At 64.7% G+C, this 19,901-nt stretch carries 19 protein-coding genes and 1 tRNA gene; 11 read left to right on the top strand and 9 right to left on the bottom strand.

Annotated features, from left to right (window positions below; genetic code table 11):
• The first annotated feature begins 6 nt into the window (after positions 1–6).
• On the top strand, positions 7–792 hold the full coding sequence (locus VSX77_RS08700; RefSeq protein ID WP_338424211.1) for a transglutaminase-like domain-containing protein: 786 nt from the start codon (positions 7–9) through the stop codon (positions 790–792).
• A 41-nt stretch (positions 793–833) separates the two neighbouring features.
• Here VSX77_RS08700 and VSX77_RS08695 read toward each other — a convergent pair.
• Positions 834–908: transfer RNA gene (locus VSX77_RS08695), tRNA-Gly, on the bottom strand.
• 160 nt (positions 909–1,068) lie between these two features.
• Here VSX77_RS08695 and VSX77_RS08690 point away from each other — a divergent pair.
• Both VSX77_RS08690 and VSX77_RS08685 read left to right on the top strand, forming a co-directional pair.
• Positions 1,069–1,980, top strand: a complete 912-nt coding sequence (locus VSX77_RS08690) for a tetratricopeptide repeat protein (protein ID WP_338424210.1) — start codon at positions 1,069–1,071, stop codon at positions 1,978–1,980.
• Positions 1,980–2,630 carry an LON peptidase substrate-binding domain-containing protein gene (locus VSX77_RS08685; protein WP_338424209.1) on the top strand — a complete coding sequence of 217 codons (651 nt, stop codon included), beginning with the start codon at positions 1,980–1,982 and terminating at the stop codon, positions 2,628–2,630. Before VSX77_RS08690 ends, VSX77_RS08685 begins: the two co-directional genes overlap by 1 nt.
• A gap of 21 nt (positions 2,631–2,651) precedes the next feature.
• Here VSX77_RS08685 and VSX77_RS08680 read toward each other — a convergent pair whose 3' ends face one another.
• The gene (locus VSX77_RS08680) at positions 2,652–3,893 is read right to left on the bottom strand and encodes an FAD-dependent monooxygenase (RefSeq protein ID WP_338424208.1); all 1,242 of its coding nucleotides are present in this window, start codon (positions 3,891–3,893) and stop codon (positions 2,652–2,654) included.
• A gap of 312 nt (positions 3,894–4,205) precedes the next feature.
• Between VSX77_RS08680 and VSX77_RS08675 the strand changes: the two genes are divergently transcribed.
• From VSX77_RS08675 to ribA, 4 genes are all read left to right on the top strand, one after another.
• Entirely contained in the window at positions 4,206–6,521 is a 2,316-nt protein-coding gene (locus VSX77_RS08675) for an FtsK/SpoIIIE family DNA translocase (RefSeq protein ID WP_338424207.1), read from the top strand.
• Positions 6,522–6,631: 110 nt separating this feature from the next.
• Positions 6,632–7,276 carry a LolA family protein gene (locus VSX77_RS08670; protein ID WP_338424206.1) on the top strand — a complete coding sequence of 215 codons (645 nt, stop codon included), beginning with the start codon at positions 6,632–6,634 and terminating at the stop codon, positions 7,274–7,276.
• A gap of 630 nt (positions 7,277–7,906) precedes the next feature.
• The gene (locus tag VSX77_RS08665) at positions 7,907–8,701 is read left to right on the top strand and encodes an exodeoxyribonuclease III (RefSeq protein ID WP_338424205.1); all 795 of its coding nucleotides are present in this window, start codon (positions 7,907–7,909) and stop codon (positions 8,699–8,701) included.
• A complete protein-coding gene (gene ribA, locus VSX77_RS08660; protein WP_338424204.1) occupies positions 8,698–9,765 on the top strand; it encodes a GTP cyclohydrolase II in 1,068 nt (355 codons plus the stop codon). The genes VSX77_RS08665 and ribA overlap by 4 nt, the downstream gene beginning before the upstream one ends.
• A gap of 88 nt (positions 9,766–9,853) precedes the next feature.
• Here ribA and VSX77_RS08655 read toward each other — a convergent pair whose 3' ends face one another.
• From VSX77_RS08655 to VSX77_RS08640, 4 genes are all read right to left on the bottom strand, one after another.
• Positions 9,854–10,660 carry a LytR/AlgR family response regulator transcription factor gene (locus VSX77_RS08655; RefSeq protein WP_338424203.1) on the bottom strand — a complete coding sequence of 269 codons (807 nt, stop codon included), beginning with the start codon at positions 10,658–10,660 and terminating at the stop codon, positions 9,854–9,856.
• Positions 10,657–11,781, bottom strand: a complete 1,125-nt coding sequence (locus tag VSX77_RS08650; RefSeq protein WP_338427247.1) for a sensor histidine kinase — start codon at positions 11,779–11,781, stop codon at positions 10,657–10,659. Before VSX77_RS08650 ends, VSX77_RS08655 begins: the two co-directional genes overlap by 4 nt.
• Before the next feature lie 64 nt (positions 11,782–11,845).
• Positions 11,846–12,367, bottom strand: a complete 522-nt coding sequence (locus tag VSX77_RS08645) for a winged helix-turn-helix transcriptional regulator (protein WP_338424202.1) — start codon at positions 12,365–12,367, stop codon at positions 11,846–11,848.
• A gap of 86 nt (positions 12,368–12,453) precedes the next feature.
• On the bottom strand, positions 12,454–13,293 hold the full coding sequence (locus VSX77_RS08640) for a glycosyltransferase family 2 protein (protein WP_338427246.1): 840 nt from the start codon (positions 13,291–13,293) through the stop codon (positions 12,454–12,456).
• A 170-nt stretch (positions 13,294–13,463) separates the two neighbouring features.
• Between VSX77_RS08640 and VSX77_RS08635 the strand changes: the two genes are divergently transcribed.
• Complete coding sequence (locus VSX77_RS08635) at positions 13,464–15,557, top strand: RelA/SpoT family protein (RefSeq protein ID WP_338424201.1); 2,094 nt, start codon at positions 13,464–13,466, stop codon at positions 15,555–15,557.
• A 5-nt stretch (positions 15,558–15,562) separates the two neighbouring features.
• Here the strand turns inward: VSX77_RS08635 and VSX77_RS08630 are convergent, their stop codons facing one another.
• Positions 15,563–16,267, bottom strand: coding sequence for an NAD-dependent deacylase (locus VSX77_RS08630; protein WP_338424200.1), 705 nt, complete (start codon positions 16,265–16,267; stop codon positions 15,563–15,565).
• Positions 16,268–16,377: 110 nt separating this feature from the next.
• Between VSX77_RS08630 and dapB the strand changes: the two genes are divergently transcribed.
• Positions 16,378–17,115, top strand: coding sequence for a 4-hydroxy-tetrahydrodipicolinate reductase (gene dapB, locus VSX77_RS08625; RefSeq protein ID WP_338424199.1), 738 nt, complete (start codon positions 16,378–16,380; stop codon positions 17,113–17,115).
• Positions 17,112–17,780, top strand: a complete 669-nt coding sequence (gene nth, locus VSX77_RS08620; RefSeq protein ID WP_338424198.1) for an endonuclease III — start codon at positions 17,112–17,114, stop codon at positions 17,778–17,780. The genes dapB and nth overlap by 4 nt, the downstream gene beginning before the upstream one ends.
• Positions 17,781–17,971: 191 nt before the next feature.
• On the opposite strand, the gene VSX77_RS08615 is transcribed toward nth, so the two are convergent.
• A complete protein-coding gene (locus tag VSX77_RS08615) occupies positions 17,972–18,700 on the bottom strand; it encodes a Bax inhibitor-1/YccA family protein (RefSeq protein WP_338424197.1) in 729 nt (242 codons plus the stop codon).
• Between the two features lie 160 nt (positions 18,701–18,860).
• On the opposite strand from VSX77_RS08615, the gene thpR reads away from it, so the two are divergent.
• On the top strand, positions 18,861–19,475 hold the full coding sequence (gene thpR / locus VSX77_RS08610; RefSeq protein WP_338424196.1) for an RNA 2',3'-cyclic phosphodiesterase: 615 nt from the start codon (positions 18,861–18,863) through the stop codon (positions 19,473–19,475).
• Here thpR and VSX77_RS08605 read toward each other — a convergent pair.
• Complete coding sequence (locus VSX77_RS08605; protein WP_338424195.1) at positions 19,385–19,873, bottom strand: low molecular weight phosphotyrosine protein phosphatase; 489 nt, start codon at positions 19,871–19,873, stop codon at positions 19,385–19,387. The genes thpR and VSX77_RS08605 overlap by 91 nt on opposite strands.
• Positions 19,874–19,901: the final 28 nt, after the last annotated feature.

The raw sequence follows: 19,901 nt of genomic DNA, 5'->3' as shown, positions 1-19,901 counted from the left end.
CGATAGATGAAACTGAAAATTTCCGCCTCCTTAAATTACCGGCTGCCCGAACCCGTCGACCTGATGCTCCAGATCGAGGCGGCGGACGGCAGCGGTCAACGTGTGATCGAGGCCGCGCTCGATCTGGGCGAACCGGCGCAGCTGGCGCGCGTCGCTGCGGCCACTGGCGTTTGCGAGCCGGTCTGGCTGCGCACGGAGGGGGTGCTCGATGTCGCCTATCATGCGCGCGTTGCCGTCGACCGCCCCGACGCCGAGCTTGCCGCGCTGGCCGCGGTTCCGCTGCACCGGCTTCCGGCCGACGCGGTGCCCTATCTCAACGAATCGCGCTATTGCCCGTCCAACAAGTTTCACGCCTTTGTCGAGCGCCGCTTCGGCGAACTGGACGGCGGGGCCAAGGTCCAGCGGATGCGCGACTGGATCGAAAGCCGCTTCACCTATGTCGCGGGGTCGAGCGATGCCGAAACGGGCGCACTGGACAGCTTCGTCGAGCGTCGCGGCGTGTGCCGCGACTATGCCCATGTCATGATCGCGCTCGCCCGTTCGGCGCAGATCCCCGCTCGCATGGCGAGCGTCTATGCTCTCGGGGTCGACCCACAGGATTTCCACGCCGTCGCCGAAGTCTATCTGGCAGACGAATGGCACATGGTCGACGCGACGGGAATGAGCAGGCCGTCCGAAAGCGTACGTATCTGCGTCGGCCGCGACGCCGCGGACATCGCTTTTCTGACAGCCTATAGCGCGATTGAACTTGTCAGCCAGTCGGTGGAGGTAGTGCCCGCCGGGGACACATGATCCCGCGGTAAGGCGGCGCGGTTGGTGCTGCGGAAGAAAACTGGAGCGGGCGAAGGGATTCGAACCCTCGACCCCAACCTTGGCAAGGTTGTGCTCTACCCCTGAGCTACGCCCGCTCTGGCGGCTGGCGACCGGGTGGTGCCAGCGGGTGAGGCGGGCGATTAGCACCGGCTTTTTGACTCGGCAAGCCCTGTTTGCGTTTTTTGGGGAAGGGTTGGCATATTGTAGGGAATTCCCACATAAGCGGTCAAACGCGCAACAAGGAGCACCGCCGCCGTGGCCACTCTCGGTCTGAACCCCCAGGAAAAGGAAGCCGTCGAAGCCTTCCGTCGCGACGTCGTCGAACCGTCGATGACCAGCCTCGTCATCCTCGATTTCTGGGCCGAATGGTGCGGACCGTGCAAGCAGCTCGGCCCCGTGCTGGAAAAGGTTGCTGCCGATTATGCCGACAAGGGCGTCGTGCTGGCGAAGGTCGATGTCGATGCGAACGGGTTCATCGCCAGCCAGTTTCAGGTCCAGTCGATCCCCACCGTCTATGCGATCTTTCAGGGGCAGCCCGTCGCGAACCTGACCAATGCGCGGACCGAAAGTCAGCTCAAGTCGATGCTGGACCAGTTGCTTGCGCAGCTGCCGATAGAGAGCGAGGCGACCGCCCGTGCGATCGAGATCGCGCCGCTGCTTGAGATGGGAGAGAATGTGCTCGCCGAAGGCGATGGCGCGCGCGCCGCAAGCATCTTTGGCCAGATCGTCGAGATCGCGCCCGACAATGCCGCGGCGCACGGTGGCCTGATCCGTGCGATGCTGCTAGCGGGCGATGTCGCGGGAGCGCAGTCGGTGCTCAACGCACTTCCCGCCGAGATGACGGCCGATCCGGCGATAACGCAAGCGAAGAGTGCGCTGGCATTGGCCGCCGATGCGCCCGACGCCAGCGAACTTGCTGCGTTCGAGGCCGCGGTCGCCACGAATCCCGACGACCATCAGGCGCGATTCGACCTCGCCGCGGCGCAGATCGGCGCGGGGCAACGCGATGCCGCCGCCGACAATCTGCTCCATATCATCGCCGCCGACCGCGATTGGCAGGACGGCGCCGCGCGCGCCAAATTGCTCGCGCTGTTCGAAGCGGTGGGGTTGGAAGATGCCTGGGTTTCGGCGCAGCGCCGCCGCCTGTCGCTGATCCTGTTTGGATAATGAGCGCAGCCGCGCCTTTGACTATTCAGCGGATCGCGGTCTTTCCGCTCACCGGCGCGGTGCTGTTTCCCGGGCTCCACCTGCCGCTGCATATTTTCGAGCCGCGCTATTCGGCGATGGTGCAGGAGGTGTTGGCGCGCGATCGCCAGATCGGGATGATTCAGCCGCGCCAGCTGCCCGGTGAAGAGGATCGTGAGCCGCCGGCGCTGTATGATGTGGGCTGTGTCGGGCGCATCGTCGATGTCGAGGCGCTCGACGAAGGGCGTTTCAACCTGGTTCTGGAAGGCGTCGCGCGCTTTCGCGTCCGCCGCGAGCTCGACGTCACGACGCCGTTCCGGCAGGTCGAGGCCGAAATCGAGCTGGAAGCCGAGGATCACGCGGTGCTGTCGAGCATCGAGCGCGCGAGCCTCGAGCGTGAGGCCAAGCGCTTCGCCGCACGGCAAGGCTATGTCGTCGACTGGGATTCGGTCGGCCAGCTCGACGATGAAACTTTGGTCAACGGGATCGCGCAGGTTGCGCCGTTCGACGCCGCGGCCAAGCAGGCGCTGCTCGAAGCGACGCCGATCGACGCGCGCGCCGAACTGGTGATCCAGCTGATGCAGTTTTTCGGCCGTTTCGACAGCGACGACGGGCGCGCCACGTTGCAATAATCCGCCTCTGAAGGTGCGCGCCTAAACCTCCGCCCCCGCCAGCAATCGCGGCAGGTCGCCCGCTTCCCCGCGCGCTTCGTCCATGAAGAAGCGTTTGAGCATCGGCATGTGCTGCACAGCGCCGAGCCCCGTGCGACGTACCGCGGCGGCGGCGCGGCCGGGAATGCCGAACAGGCGCGTGAGCCCGTCGGTCGCAAGGCTGACCATCAGATTGTCGAGTCCGCGCCAGCGCTGGTATCGCGCAAGCAAAGCGGCATCACCGAGGTCGAGGCCGAGCCGTGCGCCTTCGACGAGCACTTCGGTCAGCGCCGCGACGTCGCGCAGGCCAAGGTTCAGCCCCTGCCCCGCGATCGGGTGGATGCCATGCGCGGCATCGCCGACCAGCACGATGCGGTCGGCGACGATCGAGGCGCTGTGGTGAAAGCCGAGCGGATAGGTCATACGCGGCGCGACGAGCTGCATCGCGCCGAGCACGCCGCCCGCGCGCTTTTCGAGTTCGGCGGTGAAACCACGGTCGCCGAGCTTGGCAAAACCCGGTCCGTCCTTTTCGGACACCGTCCAGACAAAGGCCGAGCGATGCCGCCCATCGGCATCGTCGACGAGCGGGAGCAGCGCGAAGGGGCCGGAGGGATAGAAGATTTCAAAGGCGACGTGGCCGTGTGGCCGGTCGTGCGTAACGGCCCCGATCATCGCGTGATGATGGTAGGACCAGTTCGCGATGTGGAAGCCCGCGGCGTCGCGCGTCGGCGAACGGCGGCCTTCGGCAACGATGAGCAGCGGCGCGGCGAGCTTTGTTTCGTCGGCGAGGGCGAGGGTTACGCCATGCGCGTCAACCTCGCGCGTAACGACGGTGGCGGGCATTTTCAGCCGCACCAGCGGTGCGTCGGCGATCGCGGCGGCAAGCGCGATCCGCAGCTGGCGATTTTCGACCATCGTGCCGAGCGGCGGATCGCCCTCTTGGGTCACGAAATCGAGATCGCCGCCGCGGCCGCTGTCGGGGGCGCCGTCGCCGACCTTGATCGCGCGGATCGCGCAACCATGACCGGCGAGGCGGTCGGCGATGCCCAGCACCTCGAACATCTGCCACGTCGCGCTGGCGATTGCGGAAGCGCGGCCATCGAAGCCGGGCGCGATTGCGGCAACCGGATCTGCGGGATCGACGACTTGCACCGACAGGCCGTGATGCGCGAGCGCGAGGGCGAGCGTCTGTCCGACGAGCCCGCCGCCGGAGATGATCACGTCGCTGCGTTGGATTTCGGTCATGACTTTGCACTAGCCGACAACCGGCCGAGTGGAAAGCGGCCTCCGCTCATATCGGGTTCACGCGGAGACGCGGAGATTTTCTCAATATCGCTCGTGCTGAGCTTGTCGAAGCACTGTTCTCCTTTTTGACGCCACGAGAAGAAAGAACGGCCCTTCGACAAGCTCAGCACGAACGGAAGTGGAAATCCTCTCCGCGTCTCCGCGCCGCCGCGTGAACTTCCATAACCCACCGCGCCGTTCGGCCCGCGCTTGACGGCGACTCCGCCCCATGCGCATATCGCTATGGGACATCATCAGGGACATGAAGAGAGCATGGCTAGCCGCAAGGCCGCACCTGGAAAGGCCGATTGGCGCACGGTTTTCCGCCAGAGTATCGCCCGGTCGATCGTGATCGCGGCGGCGGCGGCGCTTGGCCTGTTCACGCTGTTCCTGACCCTTGCGTTTGCGACTTATGACAGCACCGACGCGGCGCTGAACACCGCCGCCGACGGTACCGCGGCGAACTGGATGGGCAATGCCGGCGCATGGTTCGCCGACATCGGACTGTCGATCGGCGGTGTCGGCGTTGTCCTGCTGCTGCCGCTGCTCGCGATCATCGCGTGGCGGATGTGGAAGGGGGAAGCCCAGCCGCACTGGCCGCGCCAGCTATCGTACAGCTTCATCGGCATCCTGCTCGTCGGGCTGGGCGCCGAGCTTTGGTCGCCCGCGACCAGCGCGCCGATGCCGGCGGGTTGGGGCGGAATCATCGCGCTGCTGGTCGGGGGTGCGATTGCGCCGCTCTTTGCCAGCGCGGGCGAGCCTGCCGCGGCGCTGATCCGCTTTGCGACGATCCTGCTGCTCGTCGGGCTTGGCCTGTTCCTCGCGTGGCGGGCGCTGCGGCTGGAAAAGGGCTGGGCCTCGCGCTTCCGCCTGCCCGCGGCGACAAGCAGCCGTGTGGTTGAACCCGGACGCCCCGCGCCATACGAGGCCGAAAAGGCGCCCGGCTTTATGGACCGCGCCGTGCGGCCGCGCGCCCTGGCCGAACCCGTCGACCGCGCCCCGCCCGAGATCGCCGAGCCGGTGCAGCGCACCGTGCCGTCGAAGCCGAAACCCAAGCCGCAGACCGAACTGTTCACGCACTACCAGTTGCCGTCGATCGACCTGCTGACGCCCGCGCCCGAACGACCCGCCGGACAGATCGACAAGGCGGCGCTCGAGCGCAACGCCCGGCTGCTCGAATCGGTACTCGAGGATTTTCAGGTCAAAGGGGTGGTCACTGCGGTACGCCCCGGCCCTGTCGTCACCATGTACGAGCTCGAGCCCGCGCCGGGCACCAAGGCGAGCCGCGTGTCGAACCTGGCGGACGACATCGCGCGCAATATGTCGGCGCTGTCGGCGCGCATCGCGCCCATTCCCGGCCGGACCGTTATCGGCATCGAACTGCCGAATGCGCACCGCGAATCGGTGGTGCTGCACGAAATCATCGGCAGCGCGCTGTTCCAGGATCACACCGGCGCGCTGCCGATCATCCTCGGCAAGAATATCAGCGGCGACCCGATGATCGCCGACCTGGCGCCGATGCCGCATCTGCTGATTGCGGGCACGACCGGATCGGGCAAGTCGGTGGGGCTCAACGCGATGATCCTGTCGCTGCTCTATCGCCTAGGTCCCGACCAGGTGAAGATGATCATGATCGATCCCAAGATGCTGGAACTCAGCGTCTATGACGATATTCCGCATCTGCTTGCCCCCGTCGTGACCGAACCCAAGAAGGCGATCCGGGCGCTGAAATGGGCGGTCGAGCAGATGGAGGACCGCTACCGGATGATGTCGTCGCTGTCGGTCCGCAACCTCGCTTCCTACAACGACAAGGTTCGCGCCGCGCTCGCCAAAGGCAAATCCCTGGGCCGCCGCGTCCAGACGGGTTATGACCCCGACACTGGCCAGCCGGTCTATGAGGAAGAGACGCTCGACTATGCGCCGCTGCCGCAGATCGTGGTGGTGGTTGATGAGCTTGCCGATTTGATGATGACCGCGGGCAAGGAAGTCGAATTCCTGATCCAGCGGCTCGCACAAAAGGCGCGGGCGGCGGGCATCCACCTGATCCTCGCGACGCAGCGCCCGTCGGTGGATGTCATCACCGGCGTGATCAAGGCGAACCTGCCGACGCGCATCAGCTTTAACGTGACGTCGAAAATCGACAGCCGCACCATTTTGGGCGAAGCGGGCGCCGAACAGCTGCTCGGCAAGGGCGACATGCTTTATGTGCCCGGCGGCAAGCAGATTACGCGCATCCACGGCCCCTTTGTTTCCGATGACGAGGTGCGCGCGGTTGCCGATCACTGGAAGGGGCAAGGCCGGCCCGACTATATCGAAAGCGTCACCGAAGATCCCGAGGATGGCGGTTTTGCGATGGAGGGCGCGCCCGCGGGCGGCGACAGCGCCGAGGACCGCATGTATGCCAAGGCGTGCCAGATCGTCGTCGAAAGCCAGAAAGCATCGACCAGCTGGCTCCAGCGGCAACTCCGCATCGGCTATAACAGCGCCGCGCGGCTGATCGAGCGCATGGAGGAGGAGGGGCTGGTCAGCCCGCCCAACCATGTCGGGCGCCGCGACGTGCTCACCGATCAATATGGCCAGCCGCGCTGAGCAACCTTTTCCGCCTCCCGCGACTTTAACCGCCTCTGACCGCAGGGTTCACGGCCGGTTCAATGCCCGGCTGCCAAGACCCGGCGACCCGTTCCAGAATTGAGAGCCAGATGATTTTTAAGACCAAGTTGACCCGCTTCGCCGCGATTGCCCTCGCCGTTCCGGCCGCGGCCGGACTTGCCATCGGCGTGCCCGCGCTTGCCCAATCAGCGAACGGCCTGTCGGCGGTGCAGTCACATCTCAAAGCGACGAGCACGATGACCGCCGATTTCGTGCAGACCGACCGCAACGGCCAGCGCCTGTCGGGCAAGCTCACCCTCAAGCGCCCCGGCAAGATCCGTTTCCAGTATCAAAAGGGCGTACCGATGCTGATCGTCGGCGACGGCAGCCGTTTGACGGTGATCGACTATGAAGTGCGGCAGGTGCAAAGCTGGCCGGTGAAAAACTCGCCGCTGGGCGCGCTGCTCGATCCCGACCGCGACCTGTCGAAATATGCGCGGCTGCTGCCGACGGGGAACAACGACGTGCTGAGCGTCGAGGTCAAGGACCCGAAGCGCCCCGAATATGGCACGATCACGATGGTGTTCGTGCGCGATGCCGCATCGCCGGCCGGGTTGCGGCTGCGCGGCTGGGTCGCGCTCGATTCGCAGAACAATCGCACGCGGATCGACTTGTCGAACCAGAAATTCAACGTCGCGGTCGCCGATTCGGCGTTCCGCTGGACCGATCCGCGGCCCACGCGTCGCGGCCGCTAATCCGGTTTCCGGACGACCGGCGCCGTTTGCCAATGCCGCGATGCGCCGGATCGCCGACCAACCGACGTCAGGCATCGACGAACGACAAATATGGCGGCGCTGCGTCGCTTTTCGTTCAGCTTGGCGACAGGGAAGAGGGGGTATTTCATCTCTCGAAGGCGCCAACACGGCCCCCGGATTTGGGTTTCCCCCTGTTGCCCCTCCCGGGCTGGCCGGCACCTTCTTTCAAGAGCGTGACGAACGCTGACCTTGAACCCCCGTTCCACCGCCCCTGGGACGGGGGTTTAATGTGTCCTGCGCCTGTCTTCCGCTGGCGCATGAGCGGCGCGCTCATTGCAAAGGTCAGGAAAAGTCAGCCTTGCGCGACGCCCGGTTTAGCGGCCCCGGCGGACAAGCCGCGCCCGGTTCTTGGCTGCCTCGAAAATCGGGGCAGTGACCACTGTTGTCCACATATCGAAAGAGCCGGGACGAAGGCTGGCACAGGCGCGTCATGTAGGACAGCGCTTTTTTTCGCAGCGGATATGCCGCGTGAGGAAAGGGCCGCTGGCGGTCGTTTCCGCCCCATCCCGACGGACCCTTGCACGGCGGCGGCCATTGCGAACGGCTCCACGCACCGATAGAGCCACCCGCATGACTCGCACCAGCATCGCTTCGTGGAATATCAACAGCGTTCGCGCCCGCATCGGCATCGTCGAGAAATTTCTGCGCGAGGAAGCGCCCGATGTCCTGTGTTTGCAGGAGACCAAGGTCGAGTGCGGGCTGTTCCCCAAAACGATGTTCGAGGCGCTGGGGTATCGGCACATCGTCACCCACGGCCAGCGGATGCACCACGGCGTCGCGATCGTCAGCAAGGTGCCGCTGTCCGATGTGCGCAAATATGACTGGCAGGCGAACGGCGAAGCGCGCCACGTCGGCGTCACGCTGCCGTCGGGGGTGCGGCTCGACAATGTCTATATTCCCGCGGGCGGCGACATTCCCGACCGTGACCTCAACCCCAAATTCGGACAGAAGCTCGATTTCTTTGAGCGCATGACCCTATGGTCGGGCGCGCTGAGCGGCACGCCGACGGTGCTCACGGGCGATTTCAACGTCGCACCGCTCGAAAGCGATGTGTGGAACCACAAGGCACTGCTCGATGTCGTCAGCCATACGCCGGTCGAGGTCGAAACGCTCGCCCGCTTGCAGGCCGCGTCGAACTGGGTCGACCTGGGGCGCCATTTCATCGCTGCGCCGACGCCGCTCTATACCTGGTGGAGTTACCGCGCGAAGGATTGGGAGGCGTCGAACCGCGGCCGCCGCCTCGACCATATGTGGGTGACACCCGACCTTAAAGACAAGGCGGTCGCGCACCGCATCGTCCAGCCTGCCCGCAGCTGGGAGCGGCCGTCGGACCATATCCCGCTCATCACCGAGTTTGCCTTTTGAGCGGCGCGCCGCGGGATCGAGGCGCTCGGCAGGCGGCGCGCGCGATCGACGCGCTGCGCCGCGGCTGGCCCTTTCGCGTCGAAGGCGCCGGCGGTGCGCTCGACCTGCTTGCGGTCGAGAGCGCGCGCGACGGCGCGCTCGCGGAATTTGCGAGCGGCGACGTGCTGCTGTCGGGCGAGCGCGCCGTGACGCTGAAGCTCACCAACCAGCGCGCGGCCGCGACGCCCGGACCCGTGCGGCTTGCGGGTGCCGCGGATACGGTCGCGGCGGCACTCGCGATTGCCGACCCCGCGCTCGACCTTGCCAATCCATTGAAAGGCCCATTCCGTACCGTGGCGACCGGCGGCGATGCGGCGGCCGCGGCGGCGATGACGATGGCGCGCCACGCGGGCCTGCTCCCCGCCTTCTTCGTGCGCGTGGCGGCGGGCGAAGCCGAAACCATGTGCAGCGCCGACGATGTCGCGACCCTGCTCGACCCGGCGCGGCTCGACATCGCCGCGCGCGCGCACTTGCCCGTCACGGCGAGCGAAAGCGCCGAGATCGTCGCGTTCCGCTCGCCCGAAGAGGCGTCGGATCATGTCGCGCTGGTTATCGGCAAACGCGACGGCAATCCGCCGGTGGTCCGCCTGCACAGCGAATGCCTGACCGGCGACGTGCTCGGCAGCCTCAAATGTGACTGCGGGCCGCAGCTTCACGCCGCGCTCCACGCGATGGCCGATGCGCCGTGGGGTGTGCTGCTTTACCTCCGGCAGGAGGGCCGCGGCATCGGGCTGGTCAACAAGCTGCGCGCCTATGCGTTGCAGGACCAGGGTTACGACACGGTCGACGCCAATCTGCGGCTGGGTTTCCCGGTCGAAGCGCGCGATTTTGCAATTGCCGGGCGGATGCTCGAATTGCTGAACATCCCGCGCATTCGGCTGATGACGAACAATCCCGAGAAGGTCGCGCGGCTCGAAAAGGAGGGCGTCGAGGTCGTCGAGCGCCTGCCGCTCGCGCTGCCGACAAATCCGCACAATGAGCAGTATCTGGCGACGAAGCGCGACCGGACGGGGCACCAGCTTTAACAGTCGTCGCCCCCGCGAAGGCGGGGGCCGCTATCGGCGTAGCGCAAGGCTGCCAGCGGCCCCCGCCTTCGCGGGGGCGACGATTTGTTTAATGCACGAACCGCGCGACCACGTCACGGTAGCTGCGGCTGACCTTAACCTGTGCGCCCGACCCCAGGACGAGGAAACATTCGCCGTTGGTGTGCGGCTTGACCTGCTTGACCTGACTGAGGTTCACGATCGTCGAGCGATGCACGCGCTGGAAGTTGCGCGGATCGAGCCGCTTTTCCAGATCCTTCATCGTTTCGCGCAGGATCAGGCTGTTGTCGGCGGTATAGATGCACATATAGTCGCCCGCGGCGTCGATGCGTTCGATGCTGTCGACATCGACGCGGAAAATCTGGCCGCGATCCTTGATATTGATCATCTTTTCATATCGGTCGGCCGACGGCGCGTCGGGCACGGCGTCGGCGCCATAGTCGTCGACCGCATCGGGCGCGACTTCGGCCAGCACCGTTTTCAGTCGTTCGACCTCGGCAGCGCCGCGCTTTTCGGTGAGCCGCTGACGCACACGGTCGAGCGCATCGGCAAGGCGTTCCGGCTCGACGGGCTTCACCAGATAATCGACCGCCTGCGCCTCGAACGCACGGATGGCATGATCGGAATAGGCGGTGACGAAAACGACGAGCGGCGGTTCGACCTCCATTAACCCCTGAATAACCGAAAAACCGTCGAACCCCGGCATCTGAATGTCAAGGAAGACGAGGTCGGGTTTGTGCGTCTTGATCTTTCTTATCGCCTCACGGCCGTTCAGAGCGGTGTCGATCACTTCGACATCCGAATGCGCCTCGAGCCGGAGCTGCAGCCCCTGAGTCGCCAATTTTTCGTCATCCACGAGGATGGTTCTGATCGTCATGTGCCTTCGGTTCCAATTCTTGTTTGCCCATCGGGCTGGAACGGAAACTCGATCACCACCGTGAAGCCGCCCTCAGCGCCCGCATGAGCGTCGAACCGGTGCTGGTCGCCAAAAGCCTGCGCCAGGCGGTCCCGGATATTGGCTAAACCCACGCCGGTCGATTCCGTTGCAACGCCCGTGGTGGGGTCGGCGCGGTCGCCTGACAATCCCGCGCCGGTGTCCGACACGGTGATCCGGACATTTTGACCGGCCAACTGTGCGGAAATGGTGATGTCGGCGCCCTCTTCCTGCGGCGTCACCGCATATTTGATGGCATTTTCGATCAGCGGTTGCAGCAGGAGCGAAGGCAGGCGTGCGCGCGCGACCGCCGGATCGATCGCGAAATGCGGCCGCAGCCGGTCCTCGAAGCGCATTTTTTCGATGTCGAGATAAAGCTTCAGCGTCTCGATCTCCTGCGCCAGCGTCACCTGCGCGGTCGGTTCGTTGGCGAGCGTGTAGCGAAGGAAGGCGGAGAGGCGCGAGAGCATCGCGTTTGCAGGCTCGGCCTGTTTCAAGAGCACGAGCGTCGAAATGCTGTTCAACGTATTGAACAGGAAATGCGGATTGAGTTGATAGCGCAGCATCGCAAGCTGCGCCGACGCCGCCTGCGCCTCAAGCCGCAGCACGCGATCATTCTGTTCCTCGAGCTGGAGGAAATAGTTGATCGCGAAATAGAGCGCCGACCAGGCGGCAAGCGAGGTCGCGTCGATATAGACCGCGCCGAGCAAAAGGCTCGTGAAACCAGCCTCGCTCGCCGGATTCTGAATCTGCGCGACCCAGGCATCGATGAACGCCCACAGCGCGGTCGCCAGCCCGGCCAGCCCGAAGCTGACCCCCCACATCAGCAGCGGTCGGCGGTTGATGAGTGCCCGGTAGCAGACCGACAGGATCAGCGTCAGCGAAAAGCCGGTGATCGCCGAAATCGTTTGCGGGATGAAGAAGGTGAACGCCTGCCCGTTCGCCAGTCCCGACACGCCGCGCAGACCAAGCCAAGCGGCCCAGCCCAACAGCTGCAAATTCCAGAAGGCGCGGACCTTGTTATCGAAAAAGGGACCGGGGGAGGTCAGTCGAAACAGCGGCATAGGGGTCTGCGCAAGAGTGATGGTCAACGGCCGCGCGAAAGAGGGCACGCGGCGCCGCGGCCGGTCATTCGGCCGCGACCGGGGCGGCGGGTGCGTCGGCTCGCACCCGCGCCTGGCCGAGCGGCTGGAGTTCGGCGCGATGCTTCCAAAGCAGTTCCTTGTAACTGATCACACGGCCGTCGTGCGCGGTCAGCCGGACCGGGCCGATCGGCTGTTCATCGCGCGCGTCAACCAAAACGGGGGTCGAGGGCACCCCGGCGCCCCATTTTTCGCCCCATTGGCGCAGCGCGATCATCGCGGGCAGCAGGTCGATGCCCTTTTCGGTGAGCTGGTAGCGCACCTTGCGCCGGTCCTCGGCCATGACCTCGCGCGCCATGATGCCATGATCGACCAGCTTCGACAGCCGGTTCGACAGGATATTACGCGCGATGCCGAGTTCCTGTTGAAACTCCTCGAAATGATGGACGCCGTTGAAGGCTGCGCGCAGAATCATGAACGACCAGCGTTCGCCCATCGCTTCGAGCGCCAGCGGCAGCGCGCAATTGCCGCCGTTCAGATCGTTCAAGACTTCGCGTAATTTTCCCATGACCAAAGCCCTAACGTAAAATCGGCGCACGTGCCAAAAAAATATAGGGCCTGCGTTGCATTTCGCAACGGGAAGCGCGCACCGCCTCAGGCGGCGAGCCGGTTGCGCGCGACGACGAGCGACCAGTGCACTAGTTCGGGCAGCCGCGCGACAACGGGCGCCGGGTGCGCGCACAGTGCGCGGCCGATCAGATCGAAGCGCCAGCTGCGCTGGCTGCGCAACGCCAGCCCGACGAGGATCTCGGCACGACTGCGCGCGGGCAATGTGTCGGGCAGCGCGCGCTCGACGATTTGCACGGTCAGCGCCTGAATCTGCCGGGCGCGCTGGTTCGTCAGGCTGCCACCATGCTTGCGATAGAGATAGAGATCCTCGTGCAGCGCGGCGAAGGTGAAACGCTGCGCCGCGCGGAGCCAGAAATCATAATCCTCGACGCCAAACAGGCTGGCGTCATAACCGCCGAGGGTTTCGGTCACATGGGCGCGATACAGAAAGCAGGCACCGATATTATTGCCGTACAGCAACCGTTCGACAGGCCCGACGCGCGACAGGCCAACTTCGGTGCCGCTATCGTCGATCGTCATAAAATCGGCGTGAACAATGTCGGCTTGAGGGTTCGCGTCGAGCGTCGCGACGAGGCGCGTCAGCATCTGCGGGCGGAGCAGATTGTCGTCGGAGGTCCAGCTGTGCAATTCGCCGCGCGCGGCGGCAAAGCCGTGATTGAGCGCCGCGGGAAGGCCGACATTGGTATCGAGCCGCAAGAGACGGACGCGCACGTCACGCGCGACAGCCTCGGCCATGATTGAAGGCGACGCATCGTGCGAGGCATCGTCCACCAGGATCAACTCGAAATCGCGAAAATCCTGCGCAAGGACCGACTCAATCGCCTCCGCCAGCCAGCGTGCGCCATTGTGCACGGGCATGACCATCGACACGCGCGGCGACGCTGTCGAATCAAGAGTTTTCGTCCCCATTCGCGCCCGTCGTAGCGGCGACGCACGATGCTTCCAACGCGCTTTACCAAAGTTGCTAACCTGTTGGGCCGCACGCCCGCAAATTTCGCATTGCAATATAAGCGCCAGCGACGACATTGAAGGCGATGCTGAGGCAATATGAACTTGTCGAGCGCGTGCGCGCTTATGATCCCGACGTCGACGAGGCGCTGCTCAACCGCGCCTATGTCTTCACGGTGCAAAAGCACGGCAGCCAGAAGCGCGCGTCGGGCGATCCTTATTTCAGCCATCCGGTCGAGGTGGCGGGCATTTTGACCGACCTCCACCTCGACAGCGAGACGATCGTCACCGCGCTGCTCCACGACACGCTCGAAGATACGCTGACGACGCCCGAGGAAATCGAACGGTTGTTTGGCCCCGACGTCGGGCGGCTGGTGGATGGGGTGACCAAGCTCAGCAAGATCGAGGCGCAGACCGAGAATGAGCGTGCGGCGGAAAATCTGCGCAAATTCCTGCTCGCCATGTCGGACGACATCCGCGTGCTGCTCGTCAAGCTCGCCGACCGGCTGCACAATATGCGCACGCTGCACTTCATCCAGAATCCCGACAAAAGGCGGCGCATCGCCAAGGAGACGATGGATATCTATGCGCCGCTCGCCGAGCGGATCGGCATGTATGAATATATGCGCGAGATGCAGCTGCTCGCGTTTCGCGAGCTCGAACCCGAAGCCTATGCGACGATCACCGGCCGCCTCGCCAAGCTGACCGCGGGCGGCAAGGACAAGGTCGCGGCGATCAGCCGTGAGTTCAAGGAGCTCCTCGCCGCCGCGGGGATCGAGGCCGAGGTGTCGGGGCGCGAGAAGCACCCCTATTCGATCTGGCGCAAGATGCAGGAACGGCACGTCAGCTTCGAACAGGTGACCGACATCATCGCGTTTCGCATCGTGACGCCTACCGATGCCGACTGCTACGCCGCACTGGGGCTGATCCACCGCAAGTGGAAAATGGTCCCCGGGCGCTTCAAGGATTATATCTCGACCCCGAAACGCAACGGGTACAAGTCGCTGCACACGACGATCATGCACCAGCAGAATATGCGGATCGAAATCCAGATCCGCAGCCTTGCCATGCATCAGCAGTCCGAATTCGGCTATGCTGCGCACTGGGCGTATAAACAGGGCGGCAGCGGCCCCGACGGTCAGGCGGGATGGATTCGCGACCTCATCGAAATTCTCGAACAGACGCACGATCCCGACGAGCTGCTCGAAAATACGCGGATCGCGATGTATCAGGATCGCATTTTCGCTTTCACGCCCAAGGGCAGCCTGCACCAATTGCCGAAGGGCGCGACACCGGTCGATTTCGCTTACGCGGTCCACACCGGGCTCGGCGACCGCACCGTCGGGGCAAAGGTCAACGGCCGGCTTGTCCCGCTGCGCACCCAGCTTGCCAACGGCGACACGGTCGAAATCCTGTCGTCGGACAAACAGACGCCGCAGCCCGCCTGGCTCGGCTTCGCCGTCACCGGCAAGGCGCGCGCGGCGATCCGGCGCCATGTGCGATCGAAGGAAAAGGTCGAACTCGCTGCGCTGGGGCGCAAGATGTACGACGAAATCGTCGCGCGCCTGCCCAACAAGATCGGCGACAAGGCGCGCGCGGCGGCGCGCGAACGGCTGCGGCTCGATGACGACACCGCGCTGTATGTCGCGATCGGCCGGCGCCAGCTTTCGGACAATATGCTGCTCGAGGCGCTGGTGCCCGGTATCACCGCCGAGATGAAGTCAAAGCCGGGCAAGCTGCGACAGGGCGCGGCGGTGTCGATCGAGGGCCTGACCCCCGGGGTCGCGTACAAGCTCGCCGACTGCTGCCATCCGGTGCCCGGCGACCGTATCGTCGGTCTCGCGCGCGCCGACGAGGGGATCGAGGTGCATGTGATCGACTGCCCCAGCCTCGCCGACGGGGTCGATGCCGACTGGATCGACCTGCGCTGGCAGGAGGACAGCGAGGGCGGCAATGCACGGCTGTGCATCGTCATCCTGAACGAACCCGGCACGCTCGCCGAAATGTCGGGCATCCTTGCCGCCAATTCGGCGAACATCACCAATCTGCGCCTGTCGAACCGCGAGGGGGGCTTTCACACCTATGACGTCGTCGTCGAAGTGCGCGACGTCCACCATGTGATGCGCATTTTGTCGGCGCTTCGCGCGTCGGACACGGTGGTGCAGGCGGAGCGGCTTTAGCAGCCTCAACCGCCAAGCATCTCTTCGACCCACTCGGGCACCCGCCAGGTCGCACGGCCGTGCCGTGCCTCGTCGAACCAGTGGCTGCCCTGGCTCGGTTCCATGTTGAGTTCGAGCGTGCGGGCGCCCGACGCGCGCGCCTCGCGCACGAACCCCGCGGCGGGATAGACCGCGCCCGAGGTGCCGATCGACACGAACAGGTCGGCGCGATTGAGCGCATGATAAATCTCGTCCATCCGATAGGGCATCTCACCGAACCAGACGATGTCGGGGCGCAGATGCCCGGCGACGCCGCACGCCGGACACGGCGGCCGGTCGATCAGCGGGGCAGTCCACGAGCTGCGCACGTCGCAGCCGGTGCACCAGGCGTTCAGATGCGTGCCGTGCATATGGATGAGCCGCTGCGCGCCCGCGCGTTCGTGCAGGTCGTCGACATTCTGCGTGACGATCAGCAGTTCGCCCGGCCATTCGGCATCGAGGCGCGCGAGCGCGTGGTGCGCGGCGTTGGGCTGTTTCGACTGGATCGCCTCGCGCCGCATGTCGTAAAAGCGCAGGACAAGATCGGGGTCGCGGGCAAAGCCCTCGGGCGTTGCCACATCTTCGACGCGGTGCTGTTCCCATAATCCGCCGGCGTCGCGAAACGTGTCGATGCCGCTTTCGGCCGAAACACCGGCGCCGGTCAGGATGACGATATTCCGGATTTCACTCAATGCTCAACCTCCGTCGGTCCCAAGCTTGTCGAAGGACCGTTCTTCCTCCTATGGCGGTGATGGAACAAGGACGGCCCTTCGGCAAGCTCAGGGCGCACGGGGTTTGAATCATGACGAGCATCGGTATCATCGGCAGCCAGGGACGCATGGGCGTCGCGCTCGCCGCGGCAACCTCCGAGGCGGGGCAGACCAGCTGCGGCATCGACAAGGGCGGCAATGTCGCACAGCTTACCGCGGGCGCCGACGTGCTCGTCGACTTCTCCTCGCCTGCGGCGCTCGAAGCGACGCTCGACGCCTGCGTCGCGGCAGGCAAGCCGATCGTCATCGGCACCACGGGGCTGGAAGAGCGCCACCATTATCTGATCGACGATGCCGCGCGCGACATTGCCGTTCTCCAGACGGGCAACACCTCGCTCGGCGTCACGCTGCTCGCGCATCTGGTGCGCGAGGCGGCGGCGCGGCTCGACGCCGACTATGACATTGAGATCGTCGAGATGCACCACCGGAACAAGGTCGATGCGCCGAGCGGCACCGCGCTGTTGCTGGGCGAAGCCGCCGCTGCGGGGCGCGGAATCAATCTTGCAACCTGTTCCGAACGCGGGCGCAACGGCCTCACCGGCGCACGCGGGCACGGAAAGATCGGCTTCGCCAGCCTGCGCGGCGGCACTGTCGCGGGCGACCATGACGTGATCTTTGCCGGGCCGGAGGAGATGATCACGCTATCCCATCGCGCCGAAAACCGCATGATCTTTGCGCGCGGTGCGGTGCGGGCGGCGTTGTGGCTGGTCCACCAGAAGCGGGGGCGTTATACGATGCCGCAGGTGCTGGGATTGTCCGAACGGCAATGAAGAAAGCCGACATCTTCGAATTCTACCGCCGTCTCGCCGAACTCAACCCCAGTCCCGAGACCGAGCTGCAGTTCGGCAACACCTATCAGCTGCTCGTCGCGGTCGTGCTGTCGGCGCAGGCGACCGATGCCGGCGTGAACAAGGCAACGCGCAAGCTGTTCGAGACGGTGAAGACCCCGCAGGCGATGGTTGATCTGGGCGAAGAGGGGTTGAAACAGCATATCAAGACGATCGGGCTGTTCAACGCCAAGGCCAAAAATGTCATCGCGCTGAGCGAAATCCTGATCCGCGATCATGGCGGCGAAGTGCCCGCCGATCGCGACACGCTCACACTTCTTCCCGGCGTCGGGCGCAAGACCGCCAATGTCGTGATGAACTGCGCCTTTGGGGCGGAGACGTTTGCGGTCGACACGCATATCTTTCGCGTCGGCAACCGCACCGGACTGGCGCCGGGAAAAACGCCCCTCGCGGTCGAGAAACGGCTCGAGAAGGAGACGCCCGCGCCTTTCCGCGTCGGCGCGCATCACTGGCTGATCCTGCACGGCCGCTATATTTGCAAGGCGCGCACCCCCGAATGCTGGCGCTGTCCGGTGGCGGATCTTTGCCGCTACAAGCACAAGACCGCGACACCCAAGGGGAAAAAGACTGACGCAGGTTCGGCGTGAAGCGGTCCGTTTGAGACGGTGAATGGCCCCTGCCATCTTTGGTTATGGGGGGCTGGCCTCGGGTCGGTCCGCGTAGCGGTCGCGACACCGTTCCAAAGTTCAGGGAAATTCAGCCCAAGGCCATAGGGCCACATCGGCACAAAAACCCGGCGGATCGCTCCGCCGGGTTTCTTTTTTCGATGCCTCTACGTTTATTCGCGGCTGCCCAAAAGGTTGAGCAGGAAGGTGAACATGTTGACGAAGTCGAGGTAGAGCGACAGAGCGCCCATCACCACCGACTTGCCGACAAAGTCGGTCCCGCGGACATAGAAATACATGCTCTTGATCTTTTGCGTGTCATAGGCGGTCAGGCCTGCAAAAAGCAGTACGCCGATGACGCTGATCGCCATCGCAAGCGCGCTCGACTGCACGAAGATGTTGATGAGCATCGCGACGAGGATGCCGACGACGCCCATGATCAGGAAGGTGCCGAAACCCGACAGATCCTTCTTGGTGGTATAGCCATAGAGGCTAAGCCCCAGGAAGGCCGCCGCCGTCGCAAAGAAGGTCGTTGCGATCGACGTGGCGGTGAAGGCCAAGAAGATCGTCGACATCGACAGGCCCATCACCGCGGCGTAGACCCAGAAGATCGCCTGCGCGGCCGGGGTCGACAGCTTATTAATGCCAAAGCTCAGCACCAGCACAAAGGCCAGCGGCGCCAGCATCACCACCCACATCAGCGGGCTGCCAATCATCGAGGCGGTAAAGCCCGACTGAAAGGCGAGCAGCGCGACGATGCCGGTCAGCAGCACGCCCGAGGCCATATAGTTGTAAACCGACAGCATGTACGACCGCAGGCCGGCATCGACGGCCTGGTCCATTGCGTTCGCGCCGGCGCCAAAACCGGACGCCGCCATATTGGGGTCGTTCCAATTCGCCATTTTTCATCTCCATAACCGGCCAGCCCATACCGGCCGTGCCTTCAATATCGTGGCTTTCTTTATCTGTTTCAAGCGAAACCGGACATAGCAATGGGAAGGCCGGGTTTCGTGCAAGCGGCTTGGGGTCGCGATGTCCGGCAAGGCGCCTTATGCTGGCGCGATGTCTACGCACCGCCTGTTTGTCGCCCTGCGCCCGCCGCGGCCCATTCGCACGTTGCTGATCCGCGCGATGCACGGCATTTCGGGCGCGCGCTGGCAAAACGACGAGCAGCTTCACCTGACGCTTCGCTTCATCGGTGAGGTGGACCATCACCGCGCCGAAGACATCGCCGCGGCGCTCGGTGCACTCCATGCCCCGGCGATCACGGCGCGGATCGCCGGTGTCGACCTGTTCGAACGGCATGGGCGGCCGCATATGGTCTGGGCCAAGGTCGAACCCCACGAACCGATCGCGGCGCTGCATCGCAAGGTCGACCAGCGGCTCGCGCGCGTCGGCATCGCGCCCGAAACCCGCGCCTTCGTCCCGCACGTCACGCTGGCGCGGCTGAACCGCGGGTCGGGTCCGGTCGCGCCGTTTCTGGCGCTCAACAGCGACCTCGCAAGTCCGGGCTTCGATTTTTCCGAAGTGTTCCTCTATGAAAGCGAGCTTGCGCACGGCGGCTCGCGCTATCATCCCGTCGCGCGCTATCCGCTCGCCGAAAATCGATCGACCAGCGCCGCCGCAACCGCATCGACATCGTCCCATGTCGCCGCAAAGCCGTCGTCGCCGCCATAATAGGGGTCGGCGACGCTGTCGCCCGCACGGCCGGGCAGAAGATCCAGCATCAGCAGCAGTTCGGCGCGCGCGTCCGAGGGACGGATCACCATCGCGTCGCACAGATTCGTCTCGTCGGCGGCAAGGATCAGGTCGAAATAGTGAAAATCACTGGGCGACAATTGGCGTCCGCGCAGCATAGATATGTCGATGCCGCGGCGCCGCGCTTCGGCCTGTGCCCGGCGGTCGGGCGGATGGCCGACATGCCAGTCGCCGGTTCCCGCCGAATCGAGATGCGCCGCGATGTTGGCGCGCGCAAACGCCGCGCGCGCCGCGCCCTCGGCAAGCGGCGACCGGCAGATATTGCCGAGGCACAGGAACAGGATTGCCGGAATCGTCGGATCGCGCTCGTCATTCATCGCTATTCGCTTCCCATAAAAGGTGAAC

It is taken from the genome of Sphingopyxis sp. TUF1 (genome assembly GCF_036687315.1).
GTDB lineage: Bacteria > Pseudomonadota > Alphaproteobacteria > Sphingomonadales > Sphingomonadaceae > Sphingopyxis > Sphingopyxis kveilinensis.
The sequence above is the reverse complement of the archived record's forward strand: the minus strand, read 5'-3'. Positions and strand labels throughout refer to the sequence as shown.